24 protein-coding genes are annotated in these 24,424 nt (G+C 65.0%); 7 read left to right on the forward strand and 17 right to left on the reverse strand.

Annotated features, from left to right (window positions below):
* Nucleotide 1: 1 nt before the first annotated feature.
* The 4 genes from ACH6CX_RS06875 to ACH6CX_RS06890 are packed head-to-tail and all read left to right on the forward strand — an operon-like array spanning nt 2 to nt 6,088.
* Entirely contained in the window at nt 2-904 is a 903-nt protein-coding gene (locus ACH6CX_RS06875) for a DUF58 domain-containing protein (protein WP_232940452.1), read from the forward strand.
* A gap of 18 nt (nt 905-922) precedes the next feature.
* The gene (locus ACH6CX_RS06880) at nt 923-2,080 is read left to right on the forward strand and encodes a BatA domain-containing protein (RefSeq protein WP_334078347.1); all 1,158 of its coding nucleotides are present in this window, start codon (nt 923-925) and stop codon (nt 2,078-2,080) included.
* Nucleotides 2,073-4,340 carry a hypothetical protein gene (locus ACH6CX_RS06885; protein WP_334078348.1) on the forward strand — a complete coding sequence of 756 codons (2,268 nt, stop codon included), beginning with the start codon at nt 2,073-2,075 and terminating at the stop codon, nt 4,338-4,340. The genes ACH6CX_RS06880 and ACH6CX_RS06885 overlap by 8 nt, the downstream gene beginning before the upstream one ends.
* Entirely contained in the window at nt 4,337-6,088 is a 1,752-nt protein-coding gene (locus ACH6CX_RS06890; protein ID WP_396675238.1) for a hypothetical protein, read from the forward strand. Before ACH6CX_RS06885 ends, ACH6CX_RS06890 begins: the two co-directional genes overlap by 4 nt.
* A 46-nt stretch (nt 6,089-6,134) precedes the next feature.
* On the opposite strand, the gene ACH6CX_RS06895 is transcribed toward ACH6CX_RS06890, so the two are convergent.
* Together ACH6CX_RS06895 and ACH6CX_RS06900 are read right to left on the reverse strand one after the other, a co-directional pair.
* A complete protein-coding gene (locus ACH6CX_RS06895) occupies nt 6,135-6,662 on the reverse strand; it encodes a lipocalin family protein (RefSeq protein WP_232940448.1) in 528 nt (175 codons plus the stop codon).
* 169 nt (nt 6,663-6,831) lie between these two features.
* Entirely contained in the window at nt 6,832-7,608 is a 777-nt protein-coding gene (locus ACH6CX_RS06900) for a ferredoxin--NADP reductase (RefSeq protein ID WP_232940447.1), read from the reverse strand.
* 135 nt (nt 7,609-7,743) lie between these two features.
* On the opposite strand from ACH6CX_RS06900, the gene ACH6CX_RS06905 reads away from it, so the two are divergent.
* Nucleotides 7,744-8,625, forward strand: coding sequence for a LysR family transcriptional regulator (locus ACH6CX_RS06905; protein WP_232940446.1), 882 nt, complete (start codon nt 7,744-7,746; stop codon nt 8,623-8,625).
* 70 nt (nt 8,626-8,695) lie between these two features.
* Here the strand turns inward: ACH6CX_RS06905 and ACH6CX_RS06910 are convergent, their stop codons facing one another.
* Complete coding sequence (locus ACH6CX_RS06910; RefSeq protein WP_232940445.1) at nt 8,696-9,190, reverse strand: hypothetical protein; 495 nt, start codon at nt 9,188-9,190, stop codon at nt 8,696-8,698.
* A gap of 101 nt (nt 9,191-9,291) precedes the next feature.
* On the reverse strand, nt 9,292-10,791 hold the full coding sequence (locus tag ACH6CX_RS06915; RefSeq protein ID WP_232940444.1) for a RimK family protein: 1,500 nt from the start codon (nt 10,789-10,791) through the stop codon (nt 9,292-9,294).
* 195 nt (nt 10,792-10,986) lie between these two features.
* On the opposite strand from ACH6CX_RS06915, the gene ACH6CX_RS06920 reads away from it, so the two are divergent.
* The gene (locus ACH6CX_RS06920) at nt 10,987-12,099 is read left to right on the forward strand and encodes a GNAT family N-acetyltransferase/peptidase C39 family protein (RefSeq protein ID WP_232940443.1); all 1,113 of its coding nucleotides are present in this window, start codon (nt 10,987-10,989) and stop codon (nt 12,097-12,099) included.
* A 13-nt stretch (nt 12,100-12,112) separates the two neighbouring features.
* Here ACH6CX_RS06920 and ACH6CX_RS06925 read toward each other — a convergent pair whose 3' ends face one another.
* From ACH6CX_RS06925 to ACH6CX_RS06955, 7 genes are all read right to left on the reverse strand, one after another.
* A complete protein-coding gene (locus ACH6CX_RS06925; RefSeq protein WP_396675239.1) occupies nt 12,113-13,735 on the reverse strand; it encodes a M28 family metallopeptidase in 1,623 nt (540 codons plus the stop codon).
* A gap of 193 nt (nt 13,736-13,928) precedes the next feature.
* On the reverse strand, nt 13,929-14,663 hold the full coding sequence (locus ACH6CX_RS06930; RefSeq protein WP_232940440.1) for a hypothetical protein: 735 nt from the start codon (nt 14,661-14,663) through the stop codon (nt 13,929-13,931).
* Nucleotides 14,664-14,688: 25 nt separating this feature from the next.
* Nucleotides 14,689-15,099 (reverse strand): ACT domain-containing protein, encoded by a 411-nt coding sequence (locus tag ACH6CX_RS06935; protein WP_232940439.1) that lies wholly within the window; start codon nt 15,097-15,099, stop codon nt 14,689-14,691.
* A gap of 56 nt (nt 15,100-15,155) precedes the next feature.
* Nucleotides 15,156-15,857: a hypothetical protein gene (locus ACH6CX_RS06940; RefSeq protein WP_232940438.1), complete on the reverse strand. Its 702-nt coding sequence runs from the start codon at nt 15,855-15,857 to the stop codon at nt 15,156-15,158.
* 84 nt (nt 15,858-15,941) lie between these two features.
* Nucleotides 15,942-16,364: a hypothetical protein gene (locus tag ACH6CX_RS06945; protein ID WP_232940437.1), complete on the reverse strand. Its 423-nt coding sequence runs from the start codon at nt 16,362-16,364 to the stop codon at nt 15,942-15,944.
* Nucleotides 16,365-16,780: 416 nt separating this feature from the next.
* Nucleotides 16,781-17,467 (reverse strand): thiol:disulfide interchange protein DsbA/DsbL, encoded by a 687-nt coding sequence (locus tag ACH6CX_RS06950; RefSeq protein ID WP_232940436.1) that lies wholly within the window; start codon nt 17,465-17,467, stop codon nt 16,781-16,783.
* A 155-nt stretch (nt 17,468-17,622) separates the two neighbouring features.
* Nucleotides 17,623-18,279: a cytochrome c gene (locus ACH6CX_RS06955; protein ID WP_232940435.1), complete on the reverse strand. Its 657-nt coding sequence runs from the start codon at nt 18,277-18,279 to the stop codon at nt 17,623-17,625.
* A 145-nt stretch (nt 18,280-18,424) separates the two neighbouring features.
* Between ACH6CX_RS06955 and yihA the strand changes: the two genes are divergently transcribed.
* On the forward strand, nt 18,425-19,072 hold the full coding sequence (gene yihA, locus ACH6CX_RS06960) for a ribosome biogenesis GTP-binding protein YihA/YsxC (RefSeq protein ID WP_232940434.1): 648 nt from the start codon (nt 18,425-18,427) through the stop codon (nt 19,070-19,072).
* On the opposite strand, the gene ACH6CX_RS06965 is transcribed toward yihA, so the two are convergent.
* From ACH6CX_RS06965 to ACH6CX_RS06990, 6 genes are all read right to left on the reverse strand, one after another.
* Complete coding sequence (locus tag ACH6CX_RS06965; RefSeq protein WP_232940433.1) at nt 19,069-19,263, reverse strand: hypothetical protein; 195 nt, start codon at nt 19,261-19,263, stop codon at nt 19,069-19,071. The two genes, yihA and ACH6CX_RS06965, sit on opposite strands and share 4 nt — an antisense overlap.
* Nucleotides 19,247-19,657, reverse strand: a complete 411-nt coding sequence (locus tag ACH6CX_RS06970) for a hypothetical protein (RefSeq protein ID WP_232940432.1) — start codon at nt 19,655-19,657, stop codon at nt 19,247-19,249. The genes ACH6CX_RS06965 and ACH6CX_RS06970 overlap by 17 nt, the downstream gene beginning before the upstream one ends.
* 572 nt (nt 19,658-20,229) lie before the next feature.
* Entirely contained in the window at nt 20,230-22,083 is a 1,854-nt protein-coding gene (locus ACH6CX_RS06975; RefSeq protein WP_396675240.1) for an adenosylcobalamin-dependent ribonucleoside-diphosphate reductase, read from the reverse strand.
* Nucleotide 22,084: 1 nt separating this feature from the next.
* Nucleotides 22,085-23,062: a ribose-phosphate pyrophosphokinase gene (locus ACH6CX_RS06980; protein ID WP_232940429.1), complete on the reverse strand. Its 978-nt coding sequence runs from the start codon at nt 23,060-23,062 to the stop codon at nt 22,085-22,087.
* On the reverse strand, nt 23,049-23,717 hold the full coding sequence (locus tag ACH6CX_RS06985) for a dienelactone hydrolase family protein (RefSeq protein ID WP_232940427.1): 669 nt from the start codon (nt 23,715-23,717) through the stop codon (nt 23,049-23,051). Before ACH6CX_RS06985 ends, ACH6CX_RS06980 begins: the two co-directional genes overlap by 14 nt.
* On the reverse strand, nt 23,714-24,391 hold the full coding sequence (locus tag ACH6CX_RS06990; protein ID WP_232940426.1) for a phosphoribosyltransferase: 678 nt from the start codon (nt 24,389-24,391) through the stop codon (nt 23,714-23,716). The genes ACH6CX_RS06985 and ACH6CX_RS06990 overlap by 4 nt, the downstream gene beginning before the upstream one ends.
* Between the last annotated feature and the right edge of the window lie 33 nt (nt 24,392-24,424).

Below are 24,424 nucleotides of genomic sequence, written 5' to 3' on the forward strand. Positions count from 1 at the left end.
GGTGGACTTGCTGGACCCGCTGACACTGGCCCGCACCCGCGACCTGGCATGGTTGTCGCGGCATATTGCCGCGGGCGTAATGCTGGGCGCGCAACACAGCCGGCGCCGCGGTGCCGGGCTGGAATTCCAGCAGTACCGCAGCTACCAGCCGGGCGACGCCATCAACCATATCGACTGGAAACTCTTCGCCCGCTCCGACCGATACTACGTGCGCGAGGCGGAACAGGAGAGCCAGATGCACGTCTGCTTTGTGCTCGATGCCAGCGCCTCCATGGCCCAGCCCAGCTTTGCCGTGCCGGAACTCACCAAGCTGCAGTTCGGCAAATGCTGGATCGCCGCCCTGTGCTGGCTGCTGCAGGCACAGGGCGACCGCTGCTCCCTGCTGGTGCTGAACGACGCGGACCTGCGCCGCGTCCCCGCCGGCCAGGGCGAAGCCCACCACCACCGCATTGCACTGGAACTGCAGCGCAGCCGTGCCACCGGTCACTGGCCGGATGGCACCCAGCTGCAGCCGCTCTGGTCGCAGTTCGACAGCAACTGCCAGGTAGTGCTGGTCAGCGACTTTTTCGAGCGTGGGCAGGAAATCAGTGATTTTGCCGCGCGGCTGCATGCCGCCGGCCGTCCCTGCCTGCCCCTGCAACTGCTGGTGGAGGCGGAAGAGACTTTCCCGTTCAAGGGCGAACTGCGCGTGCGCGACCCGGAGGCCGGTTTCGGCAGTTCACCCGTGCGGGAAATGGACGCACGCAGCCAGCGGGCGCAGTACTTGGAGGCATTTGCCCGCGCACAGCAGTCCCTGGCCGCAGGCTTCGCCGGCCGCGAGAGCCCGCTGACCAGCGTCAAGATCGAGCGGCCGCTGGCGGATGCGGTACAGCGTTTCGTCCAACTGCATTCGCGGATTGCCTGATGCGGGGGGACAGCTGAGATGTCGTGGTTACCCTGGAGCTGGCAATCCCCGCAGTGGCTGTGGCTGCTGCTGGCTTTACTGATCCCGCTGCTGATCCACCTGTTGCAGCGCAGCGCGCCGCGGGAAATTACCTTCGCCGCGGCCCACTGGCTGCAACAGCGCCAGCCACAGAGCTGGAAACGCCTGCAGCTGCGCGACACCGGGTTGCTGTGCCTGCGGCTCCTGCTGCTGGCCCTGCTGGCGGCCCTGCTGGCGATACCTTTGCTGCAGCAACGGGAAAACACGGGTGCGCTGCTGCTGGTGGACCCGGCGGTGGAACCCGCTGAGCTTGCCGCTTTTAGCGAGGCACAGGGACCATTCGCCCGGGTCCTGTGGCTGCAGCCGCGACCACAGCCGGTGGCCAGCAGCTCCCCCGAGAGTGGCGACAGCTGGAACAGCCTGTCAGCACTGGCGGCAGAGCCCCGCTACCGCCATGCCCATATCCTGCTCGACACCGGTGCCAGCGCTGCCGGTTACCGGGCGCTGCGCTACAGCCCACACTGGCAGTGGCACCGCACCGGCGAGAACACACCAGCGGCCCCGCCGGCGCCACCCATGGCCATCATGGGCGAAGCCCCACCCTGGCTGGGCCCTGCCCTGCAGGAGCTGGCGGAAACCGGTACCGCACAGCTGGAGCCACAGGCACTGGCGGATCCGGGCCAACTGGACCCGCAGCAATTCCAGTGGCTGCTCTATAACCGTCCCGGCCCCCTGCCGGAAGCGGTGCAGGCATTCGTGCGCGCCGGCGGGCTGCTGGTCAGCGACAGTTCAGTCACCCCTGCCGGGGCACTGGATTTTGTGCCGCTGGGGGGTGACGGCGGGCCCGCTCGCGAAGCGGCCGCGCTGGGGCGCGGCAGCTGGCTGCGCTACCGGGGCAACTGGCAGGACGAGGCTTTCTATCACCGTACCGACCTGCCGGCGCTGCTGTGGCAGCAGTGGTCACAACAGGACTGGCCGCTGCAGGCACAATTGCAGCCACACTGGCCGGCGGGCAAGCCACCGGGCATCCCGGTAGCGGACAGCGAGGTGGCAGCCGCGGCCCGGGAACCGTTGCAGCAGCCGCTGCTGCTGGCATTGTTACTGGTGTTGCTGGCGGAGCGGGCACTCACTCTGTCACGGAGGCAGGTCCATGGATAAGCACCGGCCTCACCGCCTCTCTTCTCCGCTGCGGATCGCCCGGCGCCACTGGCGCGCATGGGGCCTCGCGCCGTATATCGCGCTGGCACTGCTTTCACTGTTGCTGGGCCAGGTGAGCCACGGCCTGCTGGGCTGGCCGCTGTGGAGCGGCATCGCCGCCACGTTAGTCGCCGGGCTGGGCGCATTACTGGATAAGCGCTGGCGCCCCGGCCACCGGGACCTGTGCCAATTGCTGGACCACCGCTTCCCGCAACTGCAGGACAGCAGTGCCCTGCTGCTGGAGGCGCCGGAAACCCTGCCGCCGCTGGTGCGCCTCCAGCAACAGCTCACGCGCAGCGCGCTGGAGCAACTGGTAGCCGGCGGGGCACTGCTGCACTTCAGGCCACGCCGCTGGCGGCCCGCCATTGGCGTTACCCTGGTGTTATGCCTGGCAGCACTGCTGGCCCCGGTGACCACCCTGTGGCCCGGCAGCCCGGAGCCTGCACACGGCATCGCGGCCAATTCTTCCGGGTCGGCGGAAGCTGACGGGCCGGGAATGATCCAGGTCGACAGCGCACAGGTCCGGGTCATGCCGCCGGCCTATACCGGACTCCCGGAGCAACAACAGGCGCTGCAGGTCCGTGCGCCGGAAAATGCCCGCGCCGAGTGGTCTGTGAGCTTGTCTGCCCCGGTGGAGAGGCTGCGGATGCAAGCGGCGGAGGCCGATTTCGAATTCCAGCCCCGGGGGGAATTGCCGGCCAGCCGCTGGACCCTGCAGCGCCGGCTGGCGGAGAGTGACTTCTACCAGCTGGCACTGACCCGCGACGGCCGTGAGACCCTGTTGCCGGAAATCCACAATATCGAGGTGATCCCGGACCGGGCACCGCAATTCCAGTTCAGCCTGCCCCGCGACAGCCTTATGGTGGTCGGTGCCGCGCTGGCCTCCGGCGACGCGGCACTGCGGGTACTGGTGACGGTGGAAGACGACTTCCGTATCGAGGACACCGCCCTGGTGGTGACCCTGGCCAGCGGCAATGGTGAGAATGTGCGCTTTCGCAACGAGCGCATTCCCCTGCAACCGGCTGCCGCCGACGGGCAGCGCCAGCGCTTTGAGTTCCAGGTGCCGGTGGACCGGTTCACCATCGAACCCGGCGACGAGCTCTACTGGTTCCTGGAGGCCCGCGACAACCGTGCGCCCGCGCCCAATGTGGCCAGCAGCCAGCACTTTATCCTGCGCTGGCAGCAGGAGGAGATCTTTGGCCTGAGCGATGCCGAGGGCATGGCGATCAAGGTGATGCCGGAATATTTCCGCAGCCAGCGGCAGCTGATTATCGATACCGAGGCGTTACTGGCGGACCAACCGGAAATTCCCCCCGGCGAATTCCGCCGCCGCGCCGAATCCCTGGCCTACGAACAGAACCTGCTGCGCATGCGCTACGGCAAATTCCTGGGCGAGGAGGACTCGGCCATGGAACAGCACGATGATGGACCCGGACACAGCGGGGAACATGGCGATGGCGGCCAGCACCGGGACGAACATGGCGGGGAAAGCGCGGGGGAACAGGCCGGAAGTGCCGGCGAGATTCAGCGGGAAACCACGCAATTTGGCAACGCCGCCGGCATCGTCGCCGCAGTGGGCCACCAGCACGACAACTCCGAGCACGCGACCCTGTTCGACCCGCAGACGAAAGAACTACTGCGCAGCGCCCTCAATGCCATGTGGAGCTCCTGGCGCGAGCTGTCGATCGTGGAACCGCAGGCGTCGCTCCCACACCAGCATCGCGCACTGCGTTATATCAAGGAGGTACAACAGGCCTCGCGCATTTACCTGCAGCGGGTGGGCTTCGAGCCCCCGCCCATCGACGAGGAGCGCCGCCTGACCGGCGAGCGCGACGAAGTGGCGCCACCGGAAGTTACCACCGCCTTCGATGACCCCGATCGCGCCAGGCTGGAGTCCATCCTGCGCAGCCTGCTCAGCGGGGAAACACCAACGGAAGACGAGCTCGCCGCGCTGCCGGGGCTTATGTCTGCCAGCGGGCAATCCGGGCTTCAACAGGGGAAACGACTGGAAGTCAGCAAGGCCCTGCGCCGTTTCCGCCAGGACACGGCGTGCAGCCAGTGTCGGCGGGAACTGCAGGCACAGCTGTATCAGCTGCTGGCGCCGCCGCAGGCGGCACCCGCACTGCCGGCCAGTGGCGCTAACCAGGGCAGCTACGCCGACTGGATCCGCGCCGCCAATCCCCACGGTAAACAGACGGTGCCGAGCGGGGGAATGCCATGAGCCTGTGGATAACGGCAACCTGTATCGCCGGTGCGCTGGTGTCACTGTTACTGGTGGCCCGGCGCCATGCCCCGGCGCAGCGGCGCGTCACTGCCGGAGTGCTGCAGCTGGCAATCTGGCTGGCCGCGTGGCTCCTGTCCCAGCCGCCGCAACTGCTGCCCGCCCCCGATGCTGCGCTGCTGGATAGCGAACGCCTGCAAGACGGCGATGGCCTGGCCCATACAGCGACGGGGCCGCGCCAGGCAATAACACCGGCGCTTACAAGCCGTGAACTGGACGCGCTGCCGGCTCTCGCGGTCAGCGGCCCCGGCCTGTACCGGGAGGACCTGCTCGCCCTGCCGCCGGTACGGCTGCGGGTGACAGGCGCCAGCCACGAACACGCTGCCCCCGCTACGGCAGCAGCGGATGGCTGGCAGCCGCGCTGGCCGCGCCAGCTGGGCCTGGGGCAGGAGCTTGCCCTGCAGCTGCAGTTGCCCGCGACACTGCCCGCAGAAACGCCGGTGAAACTGCTGGATCCCTTCGGTACGGCGGTTGCGGAAACAACCATCCCCGCCTCCCCCCCCCCCGGCAAGGTGACCCTGGCGGATACACCGCGGCTGGCCGGGCGCTGGGAATACCAGTTGCAGATTGGCGAGGGACCATCGGCGAGGCGCGAAGCCGTGCCGGTACAGGTAAACCGGGGCGAACGGCCACAGGTATTGCTGTGGCTGGCGCAGCCGGACTTCGAGTCCGCCGCGCTGTCCCGTTGGCTGCGGGAGTCCGGCGTACCGACCAGGGCCGTTACCCGGCTGGCACCGGGTATCGAGCGCAGCCGCAACCTGAACGGTTTTGACGGCGGCAATCGCGCACCACTGGACCCCGCCAATGGCTTCGACCTGCTGATCCTCGACAGCCAGCTGTGGCCGCAGCTGGACCGGCGCCAGCGACAGCAGCTGCGGCAACAGGCATCGGTGCTGTGGCTGGTGGGCGACGAGGCGCCGGAGGGCTTTATCGACTATGCCCGCGCCAACGGCATGACGCTGGAGCGCGACAGGTCCGCTGAACTGCGGGCGCCCTTCGGCGACCGCGAAACGCCGGCCCTGGGCACGACCGGTTTCCGGCCCGTTGCCGTGCAGGCCACCGACCGGGTGCTGCGGGGGGCTCCCGCGGGTCCAGTCGATGGCAGGGATACCGCGCTCTACTGGGGTCGTGGGGATGCGGACGGGGCACTGGGGTTTGTGTTTTTTCGCAACAGCTACCGCTGGATCACCGCCGGCTATGGCCAGGCTTTCGCCCGCCTGTGGCAGGCGGTGCTGGAACCGCAACTGGCCTACCGGGGCAGTGGCGCACCGGTGACGGTGCGCCAGGCATTGCCGCGGGCGGGCCACCGGGTAACCCTGTGCAGTCGCGGCTTCACCGGTGCGGCACCGCTACTGTCGGCCGTTGCCGGCGAGCAGCGCCTGGCGGGAACGCAGTCCACTGACGGCTGTTATGCCTTCTGGCCCCGCGAGCACGGCTGGTATGAATTGGAAGCCACGGCGGAAGCGGCGGTGGCTCCGTTCAGCCTGTATGTGTTCGCCGCCGATGCCTGGCCCGCCTGGCAACGCACGTTAAAAGCACAGTCCACCGGGCAGATGGCCACCGCCAGGCTGGGCCCCGGTAGGGAAGCCCCGGCGCCGCACCGGCCCCTACCGCGACACTGGCTGGCGTTGCTGCTACTGGGCCTGCTGGCAATCAGCTGGTGGGGAGAGCGGAAACTGAAACGCTGAAGGCACTTCCAGCCCTGGCGCAAACCAGCCGGAGCTGCGCCAGGGCCTACTGGCCGGGGGGCTCACCGCTGTGGTCGACGAAGATCAGGTTGTCGGTGTTGTAGCCCAGGTCCCGCGCCTGCTGCAGCAGCTGCTCCAGTTCGGCTTTGGGAATTTCCGGTTCACGGGACAGCAGCCACAGGTATTCCCGGTTGTAGCCGGTCACCATCGCGTGGCGGTAGTCCGCGTCCAGTGCCACCACCACGTAGGAGGCGTAGAAGGGCCCGAAAAAAGAAACCTCCAGGTGGCCGGTATCCGGGTCACCGGCAAACCGGGCGCGGCCCACGGCTTCCTGCCACTCACCTTTCTCACGGGAATAACCGCGATTCACCACTTTCACGGTACCGTCGTCGTTGAGGCTGTACTCGGCGGTGACATGGCTCAGCCCGCGCTCGAAGGAGTGGTCCAGGCGGGCCACCTCGTACCAGCGGCCCAGGTAGCGGTCGAGATCGAAGCCGGTAACCGGCTGCACATTCTCCGGCACCCCGGTACAACCCCAGAGGAATGCAAAACACAGCAGCAAAAGTTTTCGCAAGGTAGCGCCTCTCAGCCAGCCATTAGCGGAAATCCATCACCGGCTATTTATAGGGTAGCCGGATGTCACTGCCCAATACGCCTGACGCAGCCGCCGGGATTACATTAATGCCGGTTCCGGAAATAAAAAAGCCACCCGAGGGTGGCCAGACAGTCGAAGCGGGTGGTAATTACTTTTCCACAAAGGCGCGTTCAATGACGTATTCGTGCGGGACACCGGCGCGGGTCTCGCGGAAACCCCAGTCATCCAGGATGCTGGTCAGGTCCTTGAGCATCCCCGGGCTGCCGCAGAGCATAAAGCGGTCCTCTTCCACGTTGGGTTTCGGCGTGCCCAGGTCGTCGAACAGCTTGCCGGACAGCATCAGGTCAGTCAGGCGGCCATTGTTCTCGTAGGGCTCGCGGGTCACTGTGGGGTAGTAGAGCAGCTGCTCGCGGATCATCTCACCGAAGTACTCGTGCTCCGGCAGTTCCCGCTGGATAAAGTCCTGGTAGGCGAGTTCCGACTTGTAGCGCACACCGTGGGTCAGGATCACCTGGTCGAAGCGCTCGTAGACATCCGGGTCCTTGATGATGCTGAGGAACGGCGCCAGGCCGGTGCCGGTGGACAGCAGCCACAGGCGCTTGCCCGGCAGCAGGTGATCCGCCACCAGGGTGCCGGTGGGCTTGCGGCTGACATAGATCTCGTCACCCGGCTGGATCTTCTGCAGCTTGGAGGTCAGGGGGCCGTCCGGCACCTTGATGCTGAAGAACTCCAGCTCATCCTCATAGTTGGCACTGGCGATGGAATAGGCGCGCAGCAGCGGGCGGCCGTTCTCCTGCTGCAGGCCGATCATGGTAAAGTGGCCGTTCTCGAAGCGGAATGACGGGTCGCGACTGGTCTTGAAGCTGAACAGGGTGTCGTTCCAGTGATGGACATCCAGCACCTTTTCAATATTCAAATTTGACATAAGATTAGAACCAGTTATTCCTCAATTCTCTTAATGCCTGAATTCTAGCTGCGGAATACCTATTGGCAAAATGGGATATTTCGATAATCCTTATCTATTTAATAGATAACTGAAATCCCGACCCGGAGGTATGCCTTGCGCTACTCCCTGCGCCAGCTGGAAGTCTTCCTCGCCTGCGCCCACCACGAGAATGTCAGCCGCGCCGCCGCCAGCCTGAATATGTCCCAGTCCGCCGCCTCCACGGCGCTGAAGGAACTCGAACAGCAGTTCGAGCTGCGCCTGTTCGAGCGCACCGGCAAGCGGCTACGCCTCAACGAGCTGGGACGCCAGCTGTGGCCGCGGGCCGAAGAGCTGCTGGAGCGGGCGCGGGAACTGGAACAGTCGCTGGCCGCCCACGGCGACCTTGGGCGGCTCAAGATCGGCGCCACCCTCACCATCGGCAACTACCTGGCGGCGGGCATCATGGCGCGCTACATGGCCGAGCAGCCGGGTACCCGGGTGGAGCTGGACGTGGCCAACACCGCCGCCATCGCCGAGCGCGTGCTGAACTTTGAACTGGACCTGGGGCTGATCGAGGGGGAACTCAACCACCCGGACCTGGAAATGATGCCCTGGCGCGACGACGAGCTGGTGGTCTTCTGCGCGCCGGACCATCCACTGGCAGGCCATCAGGCCCTCGGCGACGCCGACCTGTGCAGCGCCACCTGGATACTGCGCGAGCCGGGTTCCGGCACCCGGCAGACTTTCGAGCGTGCGCTGGCGGGGCTGCTTCCCCAGCTGCATATCCTGCTGGAATTACAGCACACCGAAGCCATCAAGCGTGCGGTTGAAGCGGGACTGGGGATTAGCTGCCTGTCCCGGGTATCCCTTACCGATGCCCTGAAACGCGGCTCGCTGGTTGAGCTGCCGGTACCCCAGCGGGATTTCCGCCGCGAGTTCTATTTCGCCCTGCACCGGCAGAAATACCGCAGCACGGGGATCGAGCGCTGGCTGGAGCTGTGCCGGCAGGCCGCGTAACCCGCCAATAAAAAAGCCACCCGGAGGGTGGCTTCGCTAACTGTTCCCACCCCTGCGGGCAGTAACGGGATTACTTCACCCGTACCAGCTGGGATTTCAGTTCTTCCGGCACCTGGTCGATAGAGGCAATGGTCAGGTCCTCGGAGGAGGCAGCGGCAGTCTGCGGCTGCAGGGTGGCATTGGCCGTTTCCGGCAGCTTCCACATGGCACCGGTGGCCGGATCCACGATCAGCATGCCGATCAGGCCGCCCAGCAGGATGTTGCCGATATACCAGCCGTCCATGCCAGCCTTGATCTGGAAGGTCTGCTCATTGTAACCGGCCATCTGGTACCTGACGGTGTAGTTGGCGGACGAGAAGAAACCGTCAGAAGCGTCCAGCGTGATGGTGTCCGGGGTTACACCGGAATGCACATCGAGGCCCGCCTCATTGATCACAGAGAAGTTGGCACCGGTGGGCGTGCTGCTGATGGTTACCGGGTATTTGCTGTCGCTGAGAATGCTGGCACAGCCAGTAGCCAGGGTCAGTGCAGCGATTGAGGCCCCCAAGGCAATTTTCTTAATCATGTTTCGTCCTTTAGCGTATTTTTTATCGGTCGGCTGGTTGATACAAGCGCCAGCCGGCACGGAGATTAACATGGGCTTCATTGGTACAGGATTACAGCTTATTACAGCGGCATCCCCTGTCCGGCCCGGGCTTCCTGTCTGCCGACGCGGCGCGCCTCCAGTCGCCGGATAAACTCCGACAGGATCTGGCGATACAACTCCCTGCCCAGGTACTTGTCCTCCACGCCACTGTCGATCGAGGGATTGTCATTGACCTCGATCACATAGCCCTTGCCTGCGGACTCCTTTACATCGACGCCGTAAAAACCATTACCGATCGGGCGGGTGGCCCGGAGCGCGGCCTGCAGCACCGCTTTCGGGACCTCGAAGGTCGGCAGGGTGGCGAAGCCGCCACTGCTGTTTTTCTTGTCGCCGTGGTTGTAGATCTGCCAGTGGTTCTTGGCCATATAGTAGCGACACGCATACAGCGGCCGGTTATTGAGAACGCCGATACGCCAGTCAAACTCCGTGTACAGGAACTCCTGTGCCAGCAGCAGGCTGGACTCGGCAAACAACTCACCCAGCCGGTCGCGCAGCTCCTCCTCGCTCTTTACCTTGACCACGCCGCGGGAAAAAGAACCATCCGGGATCTTGATCACCATAGGCAGGCCCAGCTCCTGCACTGCCGCCATTAACCCGGCCTCGTCGCCCCGGCGCAGGATAGCGGTGCGGGGAGCCGGCACCCTGTGGGTGCGGAACAGGTCCGCCAGGTAGATTTTGTTGGTGCAGCGCAGGATGCTGGTGGGATCGTCGAGTACCACCAGGCCCTCAGCTTCGGCCCGCTTGGCGAAGCGGTAGGTGTGATGGTCGATGGCCGTGGTCTCGCGGATAAATAGCGCATCGAATTCCGGCAGGCGCATGTAGTCCGCCGGTGTAATCATCTCCACGGCAAAACCCAGCTCGCGACCGGCGCTGGCAAATTTCTTCAGGGCAACGCTATCCGACGGCGGCAGTGATTCCTCCGGGTTGACCAGGATGGCGAGGTCATAACGGCTGCTTTCACTCTTTTTCCGCGGCCGCCACACCTGGTTGCTGAAACCGTCCAGTGCCTCGGCAAAAAGCGTCTCCTCTGCATCGTCCAGGTCGCGGTGGGAACAGACGTGCAGGTCGGCAATTTCCCAGGACTGGTTGCGGACCAGGTGGATTTCCAGCACCGGACAGGGAAAACGATCGAACAGCAACCGTGCTAGCGGCTGCAACACCGGCTCGGGGCAGCGCCCGAAATACGACTTGACCCGCAGTTCGCTGCTGCCGTCGGCCGGTGCCGGCAACTTGCCCAGCGCCGGCAGGATGCTACCCAGCTGGAGCTTGTAGAGTTGCGGCAGCGCCAGGTCATTGAGACTGCGCACGCTGGGCAGCACGTGGTGGCTGCGCGCCTCCGCCAGCAGGGAGCAGTAATAGCCCTCACTGCGGTATTGGTAGTCACCACACAGGTTAATCACCCGAACCCGCTGCTGGGGGGAAGCTAGTGCCAGGTAATCGGCAAAAGTGATGACGCGCTCGCTGGGATAATAGGGGGCCCAGTCACTGGGCTGGTCGATAACAATAAGTACCCGGGACATCGGCAGGAAAGCCTCGCAGGATCGGGTCCGGCGGACGCCGGACAGCAGGCGAAAGATAGAGGAAAACCGGAGTTCGGCCTACAGGTTTTTTTATGCGTTTTTTCACCGGGGAATCTTCCCTTCCGGGACGCTTCTGCTACTGTTGCGCAGCCGCAATGTCGCGGTATTGACGGCTTCTTGCCGACAGGCCCCCCTATGCCCGCCCCGGAAAAAACCGGCCTTGTCATCCGGCCCGCGATGCCCGCCGACGTGGCGGCCCTGCACGACCTCGAGCAGGCCGCCTTTGCCCGCGACCGACTCAGCCGGCGACGCCTGCGTCACTGGGTAATGGCCGACAATTGTGTGTTCCTGCTGGCGGAACGGGACACGTCTCTGCTCGGCTACGCGCTGGTCATTTTGCGTCGCGGTACCCGGCTGGCACGGCTCTATTCGCTGGCAGTAGCCAGTAGCGCCCGCGGCCAGGGTATTGGCAGCCACCTGGTATCAGCGGTGGAAAAGGCTGCCAGTGACAGTGGTCGCTTTTTCATGCGCCTGGAAGTTGCCGAACATAACCAGGCCGCGATCGCGCTGTACCAGGCACTGGGTTACCGCGCCTTCGGCCGCTACCGCAACTATTACCAGGATGACAGCCATGCCCTGCGCATGCAGAAACGCATCCACTACCATCCGGAAAACCTGCATCGGCTGGCAGTGCCCTGGTACCGGCAGACGACGGATTTCACCTGTGGCCCGGCTGCCGCCATGATGGCCATGGCAGCCCTGGACAGCAGCTATGACCCCTCTGTCAGCGAGGAACTGGCCCTGTGGCGGGAGGCCACCACCATTTTCATGACCTCCGGCCACGGTGGCTGCCACCCGGTGGGCCTGGGGCTGGCACTGCGCGCGCGGGGCTTCGACGCCTCTGTGTACCTGAACCGGGAGGGTCCGCTGTTTATCGACAGTGTGCGAGCGCCCGGGAAAAAGAAAGTGATCAGCCAGGTGGATGCGGATTTCCGCGCGGCAGCGACTGCCGCCGGCATGCAGGTGGTACCGGAGGAATTCACCCAGGACCAGCTGCAGCAGTGGCTGGAAGCAGGTGCACTGGTGTTAATGCTGGTCAGCACCTATCGGCTCGACGGCAAAAAGGTGCCCCACTGGGTAACGCTGGTGGGTATGGATGAACAGTGCCTGTACGTGCACGATCCCGACTGTGATGAGCTCTGGGACCAGCTGGATAGCAGTTACCTGCCCATTGCCCGCGAGGATTTTGCCCGCATGTCCGTGTTTGGAAGGGAGCGACTGCGCACCGCGGTGGTAGTGCGCAGTTGATCTGCAGCGTGGTTCAACCCCCGGGGGCGAACAACTCGCCGAAGAAATCCCCCTCGTACCAGCGCGGTTTGCGGTCCGCGTCGGCCACCTCGCGGGCAATGGCGTAATTGACCCGGGCGAACTGCTGCGCGGCCACGTAATCCACCTGGGCGTCGGCCTCATCGGTGTGCTTGTGGTAACGCTCGCGCAGGAACCGGTTCTGCATTGCAGTGCCGTCGGCTGCCGGATCCTGTGCCTCGCGCCCGGTGATCAGGTAGATGGCGGGAACCCCCTGGCGCACGAAACTGTAATGATCGCTGCGCACGAAAATCACCTGTTCCGGCATCGGGTCCGGGCTCAGCCTGAGGCCCGCGCGGGCCGCGGCGCGCGCAGTGGTCTGGCCCAGTGAGGAATGCTCGGCGCCGAAGGCGATGATGTCCCGGAACGGGTACAGCAGCATCGGCATATCAAGGTTGATATTCGCCACCATGGCGCGCGGCGGCACCGGCGGGTGCTGGGCAAAGTAGTCGGAACCCAGCAGGCCTTTTTCCTCGGCGGTCACCGCCACAAACATCAGCGAACGCCGGGGCGCACGGCCGGATTCGACAAACAGTCGCGCCGTCTCCAGCATGATGGCGATGCCGGCGGCATTGTCCTGTGCACCGTTGACCACACGCCCCTCCGCGTCTTTACCCAGGTGATCCAGGTGCGCGGAAAACACCACATACTCGTCCTTCAGCTCGGGATCGCTGCCCGGCAGCACCGCCACCACATTGGGACTGAGAACCTGCTCGTGGCGCGCGCCACTGGTCAGGGAGGCGCGGTAGGGCAATGGGAAGCCACGCGGCGCCAGGCCATTGGCAACCTCAGTAAATACGGTATCCAGGCTGCGCTCGGCGCCCATAAACAGCTGGCGGCCAGCGGGCATATCCAGGTAGACGCCGGGGTGCAGGCCGGGAATGGCATTGCCGGGCATATCATCGGCGCCGATCCAGTCAAAGCTGGCATCCTCCCGGTGCTCTACCGCACGGGCGAAGGGTGAGCGCTTTTCCCGCTGTGGCGTATTGAGGGTCATGTAACCCACGGCGCCGTGGCGCGCGGCGGTCTGGCGCTTGGTGCGGGAAGACGCGTAGTGGGCACCCACTTCGCTGGGCAGGCTGGAGGGGCGGCCGGACAGGATCACCACGATCTTGCCGCTCACATCCAGGCCGGCGTAATCATCGATACCGTACTCCGGTGCGTCGATACCAAAGCCCACGAACACCAGCCCGGCAGCGATGGCGGTACTCTCGGCGGTCGTGGGCGGCGAGGCCACAAAATCCTCACCGAACCTGAAAGTGATGTCGCCGTCGCGGCCCTGCAGTACCAGGGTCGGCTCGCGGCCGTCCCAGCTGGCCCGGCGGAACGGCACCTCCTGCAGGAAGTCCTCTCCCCCGGCCGGCTGCAGCCCGAGGGCGCGGAATTGACCGGCGACATATTCCGCCGACTGGCGATAGCCCGGCGTGCCGGTCTCGCGCCCGGCCAGCTCATCCGCAGCCAGGTATTCCAGTTGTTGGCGGATATGCTCCACATCCGCCTGCGGCAGCGGTGGTGGGGTGGTGGCGCAGGCAGCAAGGGCGCCCACAGCCAGGGCACCGAGCAGGTTGGTGAGTCTCATCGTCAGGTTCTTGTCCAGCGTTGAAAGGTGCCCGCCAGCAGTAACCATGGCGCACCGGGCACCGGCGGAATGAGTTCTTATACGCCAGCAAGGTTACCACGATCCATTCCGGCGGTATTGCCAACCGGTTCCGGGTCATCGCAGCGTATTGACGCACATACCGGGAAAATAATTCGGCGACTCGTCGCCGGGGTCAGTGCCGGGCAAACCGCCTGTCCACTGCAGCGGCCACCTCCTCGTGGGCATTATCGGGACAGAAATCGCCGTGGGCGGCAATAAAGTGGAGGAATGGCAGCTCCAGCAGGCGTTCGAAATCCGCCCGCAACCAGCGCACCGGATCCATGCCCTCGGGCGCCATGCGGCGGCACCAGGTGGGCGCCACCTGCATGCCCTGGCGGAAGCCGGCCAGTCGAAGCAGGTTGCGGCCGCACCAGTTGCAACCACACCAGGATGTCCAGTACTGCAGCGCATCGCAGGTCAGCAACAGGCCGCCACAGCCCGGTACCAGCAACGCCGCCTCGGGATGGCGGCCGCGGGTAAACTCGAAGAACTGCCCACCCGGCACCGGGCACTCGCCACCCTCCTCCACCAGCGCGTCTGCGGCGGGTGCGGGATAGTAGTCCGAGTGCGGCTGGCACCAGAAGGTCAGGTTGAAACGGTCGCGATAGTAGAGGTCGTCACAGCCGTGGAAATAGCCCAGGCGCACCGCATGGCGGATATGGCCCAGGTCCTCGAGTTTTTCCTCCTGCGCGGGGCGCAGGCGCACCGGGTTGACCAGCACCAGCTCATCGCCGCAACGGACAATGGCCATGTTGCGATTCACGGCAGTGGCGGGCGCCAGCTGGGCCGTCCCGGGAATATAAAAAATATCCGGTAACAGCCGGCGGATTTCGCCGTGGGGTTGCACCAGCGGATAGTCAATCTGCATAGCCGGCCGGCGAACCGGGCAAGCGCTAACAGTAGTGTGCCCGGTTGCCGATTCCCCGCAACAGCATGAGTGTGTCCTGGGCCTGCGCCTGCGGGACAAACAGGTGATGGCCCCGCGGTGTCGAGGTGATACGGGCGCTGATGCGCGCACCGTCCAGCTCACCGGCAAGGGCAGCCAGCAGTCCCGGCAACACCGGCCCGCCTCGCTGGCGCAGGGTGATCTGGCACAGGGGTGCGTCCACCGGGATACCCTCGCGCTCGGCGAGTTCCCGCGGCAGTATCGCGCTGTAGCCGTCCCGCTCACTGACCAGTAACAGGCACTGGCCGGCCAGCAGGGGCAGCTGCTCCGCGCTCAGGGTACAGAAGACACAGTCGCTGCCGTGCAACTGCGGTTCACAGCTGCGCAGCAGCTTTTCCAGCCCTATGGTGGCGTTCATACATCGAGTCACTCCCGGTCTGGTTGGTATGGCGGCCGCCATCGTTGGGGCGGCCATCAGTTGCTGAATGATTCCCCCTCTATATCCGGCTCGTCCGCGGATGGCGTGACATCCTCTGCGCTCTCGGCACTCACCCGGGCCCGCTCCGCATCCCTGGCCCAGCGGTCCAGTGCCCGGTCGATATCCTGTTCCAGCTCGATGCTGGGAAAGTCCGGGCAGGGCGCGTCCTTCCGCGGGTTGTGCCAGCCCGACAGCGGGGTAACAAACACGATGAGGGATTTGTGCAGGTTGTTTTCGCCGATACTGGCCTCGGTCCAGGTGGTCTGCCACGCGTACTTGCCGCGCACCGCGTAATCGCTTTCGTAGGATTTGAGGGTGAGGAAGTAGGGATACAGCTTGCCACCACGGCAGACGATACGCCGCTCGGTGCGAATGTTGGCCATCTGCGTGAACGGGTCGAAATACCACTGGATGTCGTAGCCGTAGGCGAACCGCATATCGCCGTTGCTGCGCTGGACAAAGGCGTAGGAGCGACCCGTGCCATCGGCTTGCAGGCTCCATACATGGCGTGCCTCGCCGTCGCGGGAAATCAGCCAGTCGCCCACCCACTGGTCCGCCTCGAGCCGGGATTCTACGTCCCAGCCCCAGCCGTCCCCGTCGGGGGCTTCATCTGATTCCGGCTGTGCCCGGGCGACCCCGGACACGGTCCACCCGGCCAAGAGAGCCAGGGCTACTGCGGGAATAAAGCGCCGCTGCATTACAGCTGTTCTCCAGTCAGTCGCTTTACTCATCCCTGAGGAGGGGACCGGCGGGCTCTGCCGCACCGGTCCTGCTGGATGCCCCTAGCTATTCAGCCTGGGGCACTCGTTGCCGGCCGTGGGGGTCTCCCAGTCCTGCAGGCGGCGCTGGAAGCTCAGCAACCCGCCGCCATGCTGGCGCCAATGGCGTCCATCCAGTACTGCGAAGTCTAGGGTCACGGGGCTCCAGCCGGTAAAGGCCACATCCACCACACCGCCACTGCAGCGTACCGCCGCACCGGTTCGCACCCGCACCCGGTCGCCCTGGAGTGTCCAGCTGATGGCGAAGCCATGGGAGAGCTCCCCGCCGGGCTGGAAACCGTAGGCATAACCGGAGCCGTCGGCGTGCAGCTGCCAGACCAGCTGGGCATCGCCCTCGCCGACCACCAGCCAGTTACCGGCCCACTCGCGCTGGGAGACCTCCGCGGATGAGACGGCCGGGAAGGACAGGAGGAACGCCAGCGCCATTGTCATCGCGCAGGCTGGAAGGAAGTGGGAAAGAGGATTCGCGGGCAAAAGGTGACGCAACAACTTCATGCGCAACTCGACTACTGCTGACCAATGTCTGGCAGTGGGGCAATCGGGTCCGCCAGCTGCCGGTTTTCCTGGCCGGCGCTGGTGTTGGTTCCGCCGGCATGAAAAAGTGCATCTGCGCGCTTTTTCACGTCCCTTTCACTCAAGGCTAGACGTAAAAACCAACAGTGGCAGGGGAAGCATCAAAAATATTCATTTCACCGCCACCAGCGGTGCTCGCTGTAGTCCACCCGACAGGTCGGGTGTGGGGCAACTGGGGGGAGTGGCGCGGGAGGCGACAGGGAGTGGACGGGGGGGAACCCATAAAAAAAACCCCGCACTTGGCGGGGTTTTTCAGCGATTGTCTTCGATCAGCCGCGATTGGCGCGCTCTTTCTCGATCAGGTAATCCGCTACTTCCAGCATCAGCTGCTGGCCATTGCTCTTGCCCTTGAAACCCGGCAGGGAGGAGCTGATGCGGTACTTGCCCGCGACCACAACTTCCGGGGTGCCGCTCAGCTGGTAGGCCCGCTGGTTGGCCATGCCCTGCTTGACCTTGCTGTTGATGGCGAAGGAGTTCATCAGCTTGACCGCCTTGGCACCGTCGGCGCCGTGCTCATTGAACAGCTCCTCGATGGCGTCCATGTCGGGATTCCACTCGCGGCCATCGCGGTTGGCGAACATCTGGCGCTGGTTGTTGATGGCATTGAAAATCGGCTGGTGCATCTTGTCCAGCACACCCATGGCGTCAGCCACATAGTACAGGCGCGCATGCACCTCCATCACCGGTTGCCAGATGGCCGGGATCTTGTCCAGCGCCACGTCTGCCGGCATGTCCGACTTCCACTTGTTGAGGATCGGCTCGAAGTGGTAGCAGTGGCCGCAGCCATACCAGAACAGCTCGGTCACCTGGATCTTGTCTTCATCGCTCTGCGGCACCGCCTGGGGCAGTACCTGGTAGTGCTGGCCGGCCTTGAACTGGCCGTTGTCCTGGGCACAAGCCGACAGGCTGAGCAACAGTGTCAGGATCAGGGTAAAGGGGGCGGCAACTGCTCGCATGGCGTTCTCCATCATTATTCTCCCGGCAAGCGCCGGTGGTAAAACTTTGATCAGCCCCGATTATTGAAGTTCCGGCGCGCCGGTGCAAGATCCACGGGACCAAACGCAAAAAGGCCGGGATAAACCCGGCCTTTTTGGATGATTGTTGCGACAGATCAGTTGCCGTCGGTCAGGCCCGCCAGGTAGTGGGCCACCGCCGTGATCTCGGCATCGGACAGCTGGCTCGCCACGGAGCGCATGACCCGGGTCTCGCCATCGTTGGCGCGCTCGCCGGAACGGAAGGCCTTGAGCTGGGTCTCGATATAGTCAGACCACTGACCGGACAGTCGCGGGTATCCCGCCGGCGCGTTGCCCTGGCCGGTGGGGGAGTGACAGCCCATGCAGGCCGGCACACCAGTCTGCGGGTTGCCGGCGCGGAAAATCTTGCGTCCCAGCATCAGGCCGTCGACATTCTCACCATTGTTCAGCATCACGGAGACCGGCTCGGCGCCGGACAGCTGCATCTGCTGGGAGGCGAAGTAGGCCGCCAGGTCCTCGAGGTCCTGCTGGTCGAAGTTGTCCAGCTGGCCGATCATCTGCGGAATCTCGCGCTCACCGCTCTTCACGTCCATCAGCTGCTTGAGGATGTACTTCTCTCCCAGGCCGGCGATCTTGGGAAAAGCCGACGCCGGGCTGTTGCCGTCGGGGCCGTGGCAGGCGGCGCACTGCGCGGCCTTGGTCTTGCCCGCGGCCGGGTCACCTTCGGCCGCGACGAACGGTGCGGCGAGAATAAGCCCCAGGGCCAGGGCGGAGTTCTTTACAATGCTGTTCATACGTCGTCCCATTGCGCGCTGAAATATGCCATTTGGCCCGGCTTTCACCGAACCCCGCGCCGCCCCCAGTCAATCCTGCGACGCGTAAACCGCGGCATTATATACTTGCGCGCCAAGCGAGTGTACCGAATCTGGTAGATCAATCATGTCTGACAGCAATCCCGAGCGAATCAACTTTCGCAACGTTCAATTTTTAACCAGCGCCCCGACCCTCGACGAGTGTCCCGAGGACAGTGGTGCCGAGGTCGCCTTTGCCGGGCGCTCCAATGCCGGCAAGTCCAGCGCCATCAATGCCCTGACCGGCAACAAAAAGCTGGCCCGCACCTCCAAGACCCCCGGCCGCACCCAGCTGATCAACTTCTTCCGCATCAGTGACCAGCAGCGCCTGGTGGACCTGCCGGGTTATGGCTATGCCAAAGTCGCCCGCTCGATGAAAGACGAGTGGCAGCGGCACCTGGCGTTTTACCTCGAGCACCGGGAGTGCCTGCGCGGGCTGGTATTGCTGATGGATATCCGCCAGCCGCTGAAAGAGTTCGACCAGCAGATGCTCACCTGGGCGGTAAGCGGCGGCCTGCCAGCCCACATCCTGCTCACCAAGGCCGACAAACTGAAGAACGGGCCGGCCAACAACACCCGTTTTGCCGTGGAGAAGGCCCTGCGGGAACAGGGCCTGGATACCGGGGTGTCGGTACAGATCTTTTCCAGCACCAAGAAGACCGGGCTGGACAAGCTCGAGCGCAAGCTCGCCGAGTGGCTGGCACTGGAAGAAGAGGTCCCGCCGGCAGGCGCCTAGGGATTGCCGGCGGGTCCGCGGCGCAGCGATTGCAGCAGCAGGCGGCGCAACTGGCGACGGGCGCCCGGCGTCTGGGCCCGCAGGTCTTCCGCTACCAGCCGGCGCCCGGCCAGCAGCTCCAGCAGGGTCTTTTCACGTACCTGGAGCTCCAGGAATCCCGGCGCGTCCGCGGGGCTAGTGCAGGAGTCCATCTGGCGTTCCCCCGCTGTCGCCGCCACTGGCGGCAGTGTCCCTCCCTGATACTGCTGCCTGGCTGCCACCTCCTGTGGGAAGGCCCCGCAACAGCCGCATGCGGGTAACAGTGGTAACCCAGCCGCAGAGTTCCCGCTCGCCCAGCTGCCAGCCGGCGGCCAGCAGGCAACGGGCACATTCACTGAAGTGCCGCACGCTCCCGTGCCGCTCCCCGCGCAGCAGGAAACCAGCCAGCTCGAACGCACAGCCAAAATACGCCAAAGCCCGCTCCGGGCTTCCCTGGGCCAGCAGTCCCTGCCCCTCCTCCAGCCAACCCAGCATGGACCTTTCGGCGCGCTGGCAATCCGACATCAGCCAGGCGCGGTGGCCGGCACATAGAAAACGATACTTCACGGAGCCTCCCTGTATTCGCAAAAAACCACGTCCAACCTTAACGATAATAATTATCATTTGCAATGCAGTGGCGGAGAATCCGCTAAACTGAAGAGGCCTGTGGGGAAAACCGGTTCGGCAGGCAAAAAAAAGCCGGCAGATGGGGACTGCCGGCCAGGGGTCGATGCCCTTGGGGATGGGCATCTTACTAGACGCACCCAGGGGGACGGGTACGCCTATGGGTTCTCACCCGGCGTCGCTTGGGGGTCTCGACGCCGTCAGCTACTCACTGACCTCTATATGTACGGTAAGCTCGCAACAACGGATTTCCCACACCATATTGGTGCCAGCATAATCCGCTGCGCCCCCTGCATATCCTGTTTCCCTGTTCCCTGAATACCGGGAAATCGTTCTCCTCCGGTGCCTCTGTGCGGGCAAATGCATACTGCCGGTGAAAAAAAGCCCCGACCTTGGGGGAGGTATCGGGGCATAGGGAAGATTGTTCAACCTCACGGGGTGGGAACAATACTGTCTCTTGAGACGCACCTGACTGCTGTAGGTTCCCTTAAAACAGAGAAATTTTACCTTTCCGACTACTCACCTTCCCGCTCGATGCTGCAGCAATGGGGTCCGCCGCCGTCGCCAGTAGTTGTGCTCAGGACGCCGCCGGTAATTTCGTTGGGGCGGTAGGTGGTGCAGCCCTTCAGCCCCAGCCGGAACGCCTCCCAGTAGAGGGATTCGAACCGGGCAAAGGGATAGCTGGCCGGGACATTCACCGTCTTGGAAATGGCGTTGTCCACATAAGGCTGCAGCACCGCCTCCATCGCCAGGTGGGCGGCCGGCGAGAGCTTGTGGGCAGGAACAAACTCCGGCGGCAGCGCAGCCGACTCCCCGTGCCCACCATGGCGGTCGAGCCACAGGCGGTAGACCGGGTCACAGATCTCAAATTCGCGGTAATCGCCGCTCGCCGTCAGTACCTTGCGCCGGTGGCGGAAATCGAACACCGGCTCCACCCCGCTGGAGACGCCGTTGGCCAGCAGGCTGATTGTTCCCGTCGGTGCAATCGCCAGCAGGTGGCTGTTGCGGATATAACGCTCACCAATCTCTTCCTGCAGTCCCACAGGCAACCCGCGCACAAACTTGGCCCGGCTATAGGCGGCGGCATCGAAAAACGGGAACTGGCCCTTATCCTCCGCCAGGGCCACCGAGGCCCTGTAGGCGCTGTCCCGCAACAGGCACATCACCCTTCCCGCCAGTTCGCGGGCGTCATCGCTGTCGTAGTGCAGGCCCAGCGCGATCAGGGCATCGGCCAGCCCGGTAATACCCAGGCCGATACGCCGGCTGCCCCTGGCCTGCTGCTCCAGCGCCGGCAGCGGGTAGCGGGAGAGGTCTATTACGTTATCCAGCATCCGCACCCCCACGGTTGCGCAATCGGCAATGCCCTGCCAGTCCAGTTGGGCATTGGGTGTCAGGGGGTTCTGCACGAACGCCAGCAGGTTTACCGAGCCCAGGTCGCAGGCGCCGAAAGCGGGCAACGGAATTTCCCCACAGGGGTTGGTGGCGTTGATCTGTTCGCGGTAATACAGGTTGTTGTCGCCATTGATCCTGTCGACGAACAATACCCCCGGCTCGGCACAGTCGTAGGTGGCGCGCATGATCCGTTGCCACAGCCCTCGTGCGTTCACGGACCTGAGGACCCGGCAAGGAACCGGGCCGGCGGTGCCGCTCCACTGGCGCATGACCGTCTCGCCCGCGCCGTCATCCAGCTGTGCCCGGGGGAATACCAGTGGCCAGTCGCTGTCGTTCTCCACCGCCTGCATGAATTCATCGCTGGCCAGCACCGATACATTGAAGTGCCGCAATTCCCGTGGATCGCGCTTGGCGTCCACGAACTGCTCGATATCCGGGTGGTCGCAGCGCAGGGTGGCCATCATTGCGCCCCGGCGGCTGCCGGTGGAAAGCAGGGTCGCGCACATACTGTCCCAGATACGCATAAAGGAAACCGGTCCCGAGGCAATGGTGCCGGTATGCCGGGCAATAGTTCCCGCGGGCCGCAGGGTGGAGAAGTCGCAGCCGATCCCGCCGCCCTGCTGCATGGTCAGGGCAGATTCCTTGAGCCGCTCGAAGATGGCCTCGATGGAGTCCTCGATGGACCCCATCACAAAGCAGTTGAACAGGGTGACGTCGCGGGCAGTGCCGGCGCCCGCGAGAATGCGACCGCCGGGCAAGAAGCGGAAGCCCTCCAGGTTGCGGTAGAAGCGTGCCGCCCAGCGGTGCTGGCCGCCGGGCTCGACACTGGCCAGTGCACCGGCCACCCGGCGCCAGGTATCCTCGATAGAGTTATCCACAGGCCGGCCGCGAGCCTGCTGCCGGTATTTGGTTTGCCAGACAAAACGGGAAATATCGGCCGTGAACGGGTCCCGGCCCGTTGCATCACCGGCAGGCATGTCAGAGGCCCAGCTCGGTTGCCGGCCCGCCCTCGTGGAGCCGCCGGATCGCTTCTGCCAGCAGCGGCGCGCACTCGATCACGTGCAGGCGGTCAGCATCAAGCTGCGGGAGGGTATCGGTTACCGCAACCAGTTCCAGTGGCGCCCGCCCCAGCTGCTCGAGGGCATCGCCGGCAAACTGCCCATGGCTGGCCAGGGCGAGGATTCGCGCGGCGCCGGCACGATCCAGTGCCGCCGCCGCGCGCCCGGTGGTGCCACCCCCGGCGATCAGGTCGTCAATGACCAGCGCGCAGCAATCCTCGACCCGCCCCACCAGGGTGCCGCCACTGAGCTCGCCGCCGCTGCGATATTTCTCCACAAACGCCTGCCCCACGTCCCGCCCCAGCCGCTGCGCCAGGTCCGCGCGAAACGCCTCGGCCCGCTTCACCCCACCCACATCCGGTGACACCACCACCAGCTGGCGGGATTCCCCCGCCAGCAGCCGGGCAGCGAAGTCGACAAACAACGGCCGTGCCGGGAGGTGCAGGGTCCGGCAGCGGAAGGCGTTCTCAAATGCGGCCAGGTTGTGGACATCCACGGTCACCACGCAGTCACAGCCCATGGCCTCCAGCAGGCTGGCCAGGTAGCGGCTCGACAGGGGGTCGTGGAGCTTGGTGCGGCGGTCCTTGCGTGCGTAGCAGAGGTAGGGGATCACCGCAGTGACGCGGGCGGCGCCGGCATCCCTGAGCGCAGCGAGGAAAAACAGCAGGCGCACCAGTTTGTCATCCACGCTGCCGCCGGTGCCCCCGGGCCGGTCGGTGTAGAGCGACTGCAGCAGGTAGACGTCCGCCGCCTCCACATCGTCAAGCGGGCGCAGCTTGTGCTCGCCGTCGGTAAAGTCGCGCTCCTCGTGGGCCGCCAGCGGCTCGCCCAGCAAGCCCGCGACCCGCTGCGCCAGGTCGGCGCCGGCCTCAAGGCTGAACAGCTTAATCCGGCCCATGGCCGCCCGTGCCCGCCAGGTGGCGCCGGAACCAGTCAATCGCCAGCTGGATCACTGCCTCGAGTGTGCCCGGCTCCTCGAACAGGTGGGTGGCACCGGGGACGATTTCCATCGCCGGGTCATTGCTCATGCGGGCCGCCGCCTCGCGGTTGAGTTCGATGACCACATCGTCCTCCCCGCCGATGATCAGCAGAGTGGGTGCGCGTACCAGCGGCAGCATCTCACCGGCCAGGTCCGGCCGGCCGCCGCGGGAGACCACCGCCGCCGCCAGTGCCGGGCGCTCGGCGGCGGCAATCAGGGCCGCCGCCGCGCCGGTGCTGGAACCGAACAGGCCCAGCTTCAGGTCGCGGGTCTCTTCCATACCGTGCGCCCAGTCGAGCGCCGCGATCAGGCGATCGGACAGCAGGGCGATATCAAAGCGGTACTCGCGGGTAATCTCGTCCTCGCGGTGCTCCTCTGCCGTGAGCAGGTCAAACAGCAGCGTGCCGATGCCGGCGCGGTTGAGCTGGCCGGCCACCATCTGGTTGCGGGGGCTGAAGCGGCTGCTGCCGCTGCCGTGGGCAAACAGGACCAGGCCGCAGGGATCCTCCGGCAGTTGCAGGATGCCCTCCAGCCGCGCTCCCGCCGCATCGATCAGTACATCGCCACCGCTCATTGCCCGCTTTCCCGGAGGCGGTCCGCCTCGCGCATCATGTCGATCACCTGGTCGTCGGAGAGCTGGGAGAAGTCCTCGTACCAGGCGCCGATGGCCCAGAAGGCCGCCGGCATCGCCAGGCACTCGAAGCGGTCCACCAGCGGTTCGAAGCGCCGCGGTGCATCCGTCGGCGCCACCGGCACCGCCAGCACGATCTCGGCCGGGTGCTGGGCGCGCACCGCACGGGCCGCCGCCTCCATGGTGGCCCCCGTGGCGATCCCGTCGTCCACCAGGATCACGCAGTGATCCCGCAGTTCCGGCCAGGGCCGGTCGCCACGATAACGCTGTGCCCGGCGCTCCAGCTCGCGCCGCTCGGCTTCCGTCTCGCGCTCGAGCATTTCATCGGTGATGCCGGCCCCGAGAATCACATCCTGGTTCAGGACCCGCGCCTGCGCGGTGATGGCGCCCATCGCCAGTTCCTCGTGACCGGGCACGCCCAGCTTGCGCACCAGCATCAGGTCCAGCGGTGCATGCAGGGCGCGCGCCAGCTCCAGGCCCACCGGTACGCCGCCCCGGGGCAGCGCGAGGATGATGATGTCATCGCGGCCCGAGCGGCGCCGCTGATCGACGTAATCCCGCAGGCTGGCGGCCAGCTCACGGCCTGCCGCTACACGGTCCTTGAAGGGGGTTACCACTGGGATCTCCGCAGGTAATGCCGATAAAACTAG

It is taken from the genome of Microbulbifer sp. JSM ZJ756, from assembly GCF_044383805.1.
Taxonomy (GTDB): domain Bacteria; phylum Pseudomonadota; class Gammaproteobacteria; order Pseudomonadales; family Cellvibrionaceae; genus Microbulbifer; species Microbulbifer zhoushanensis.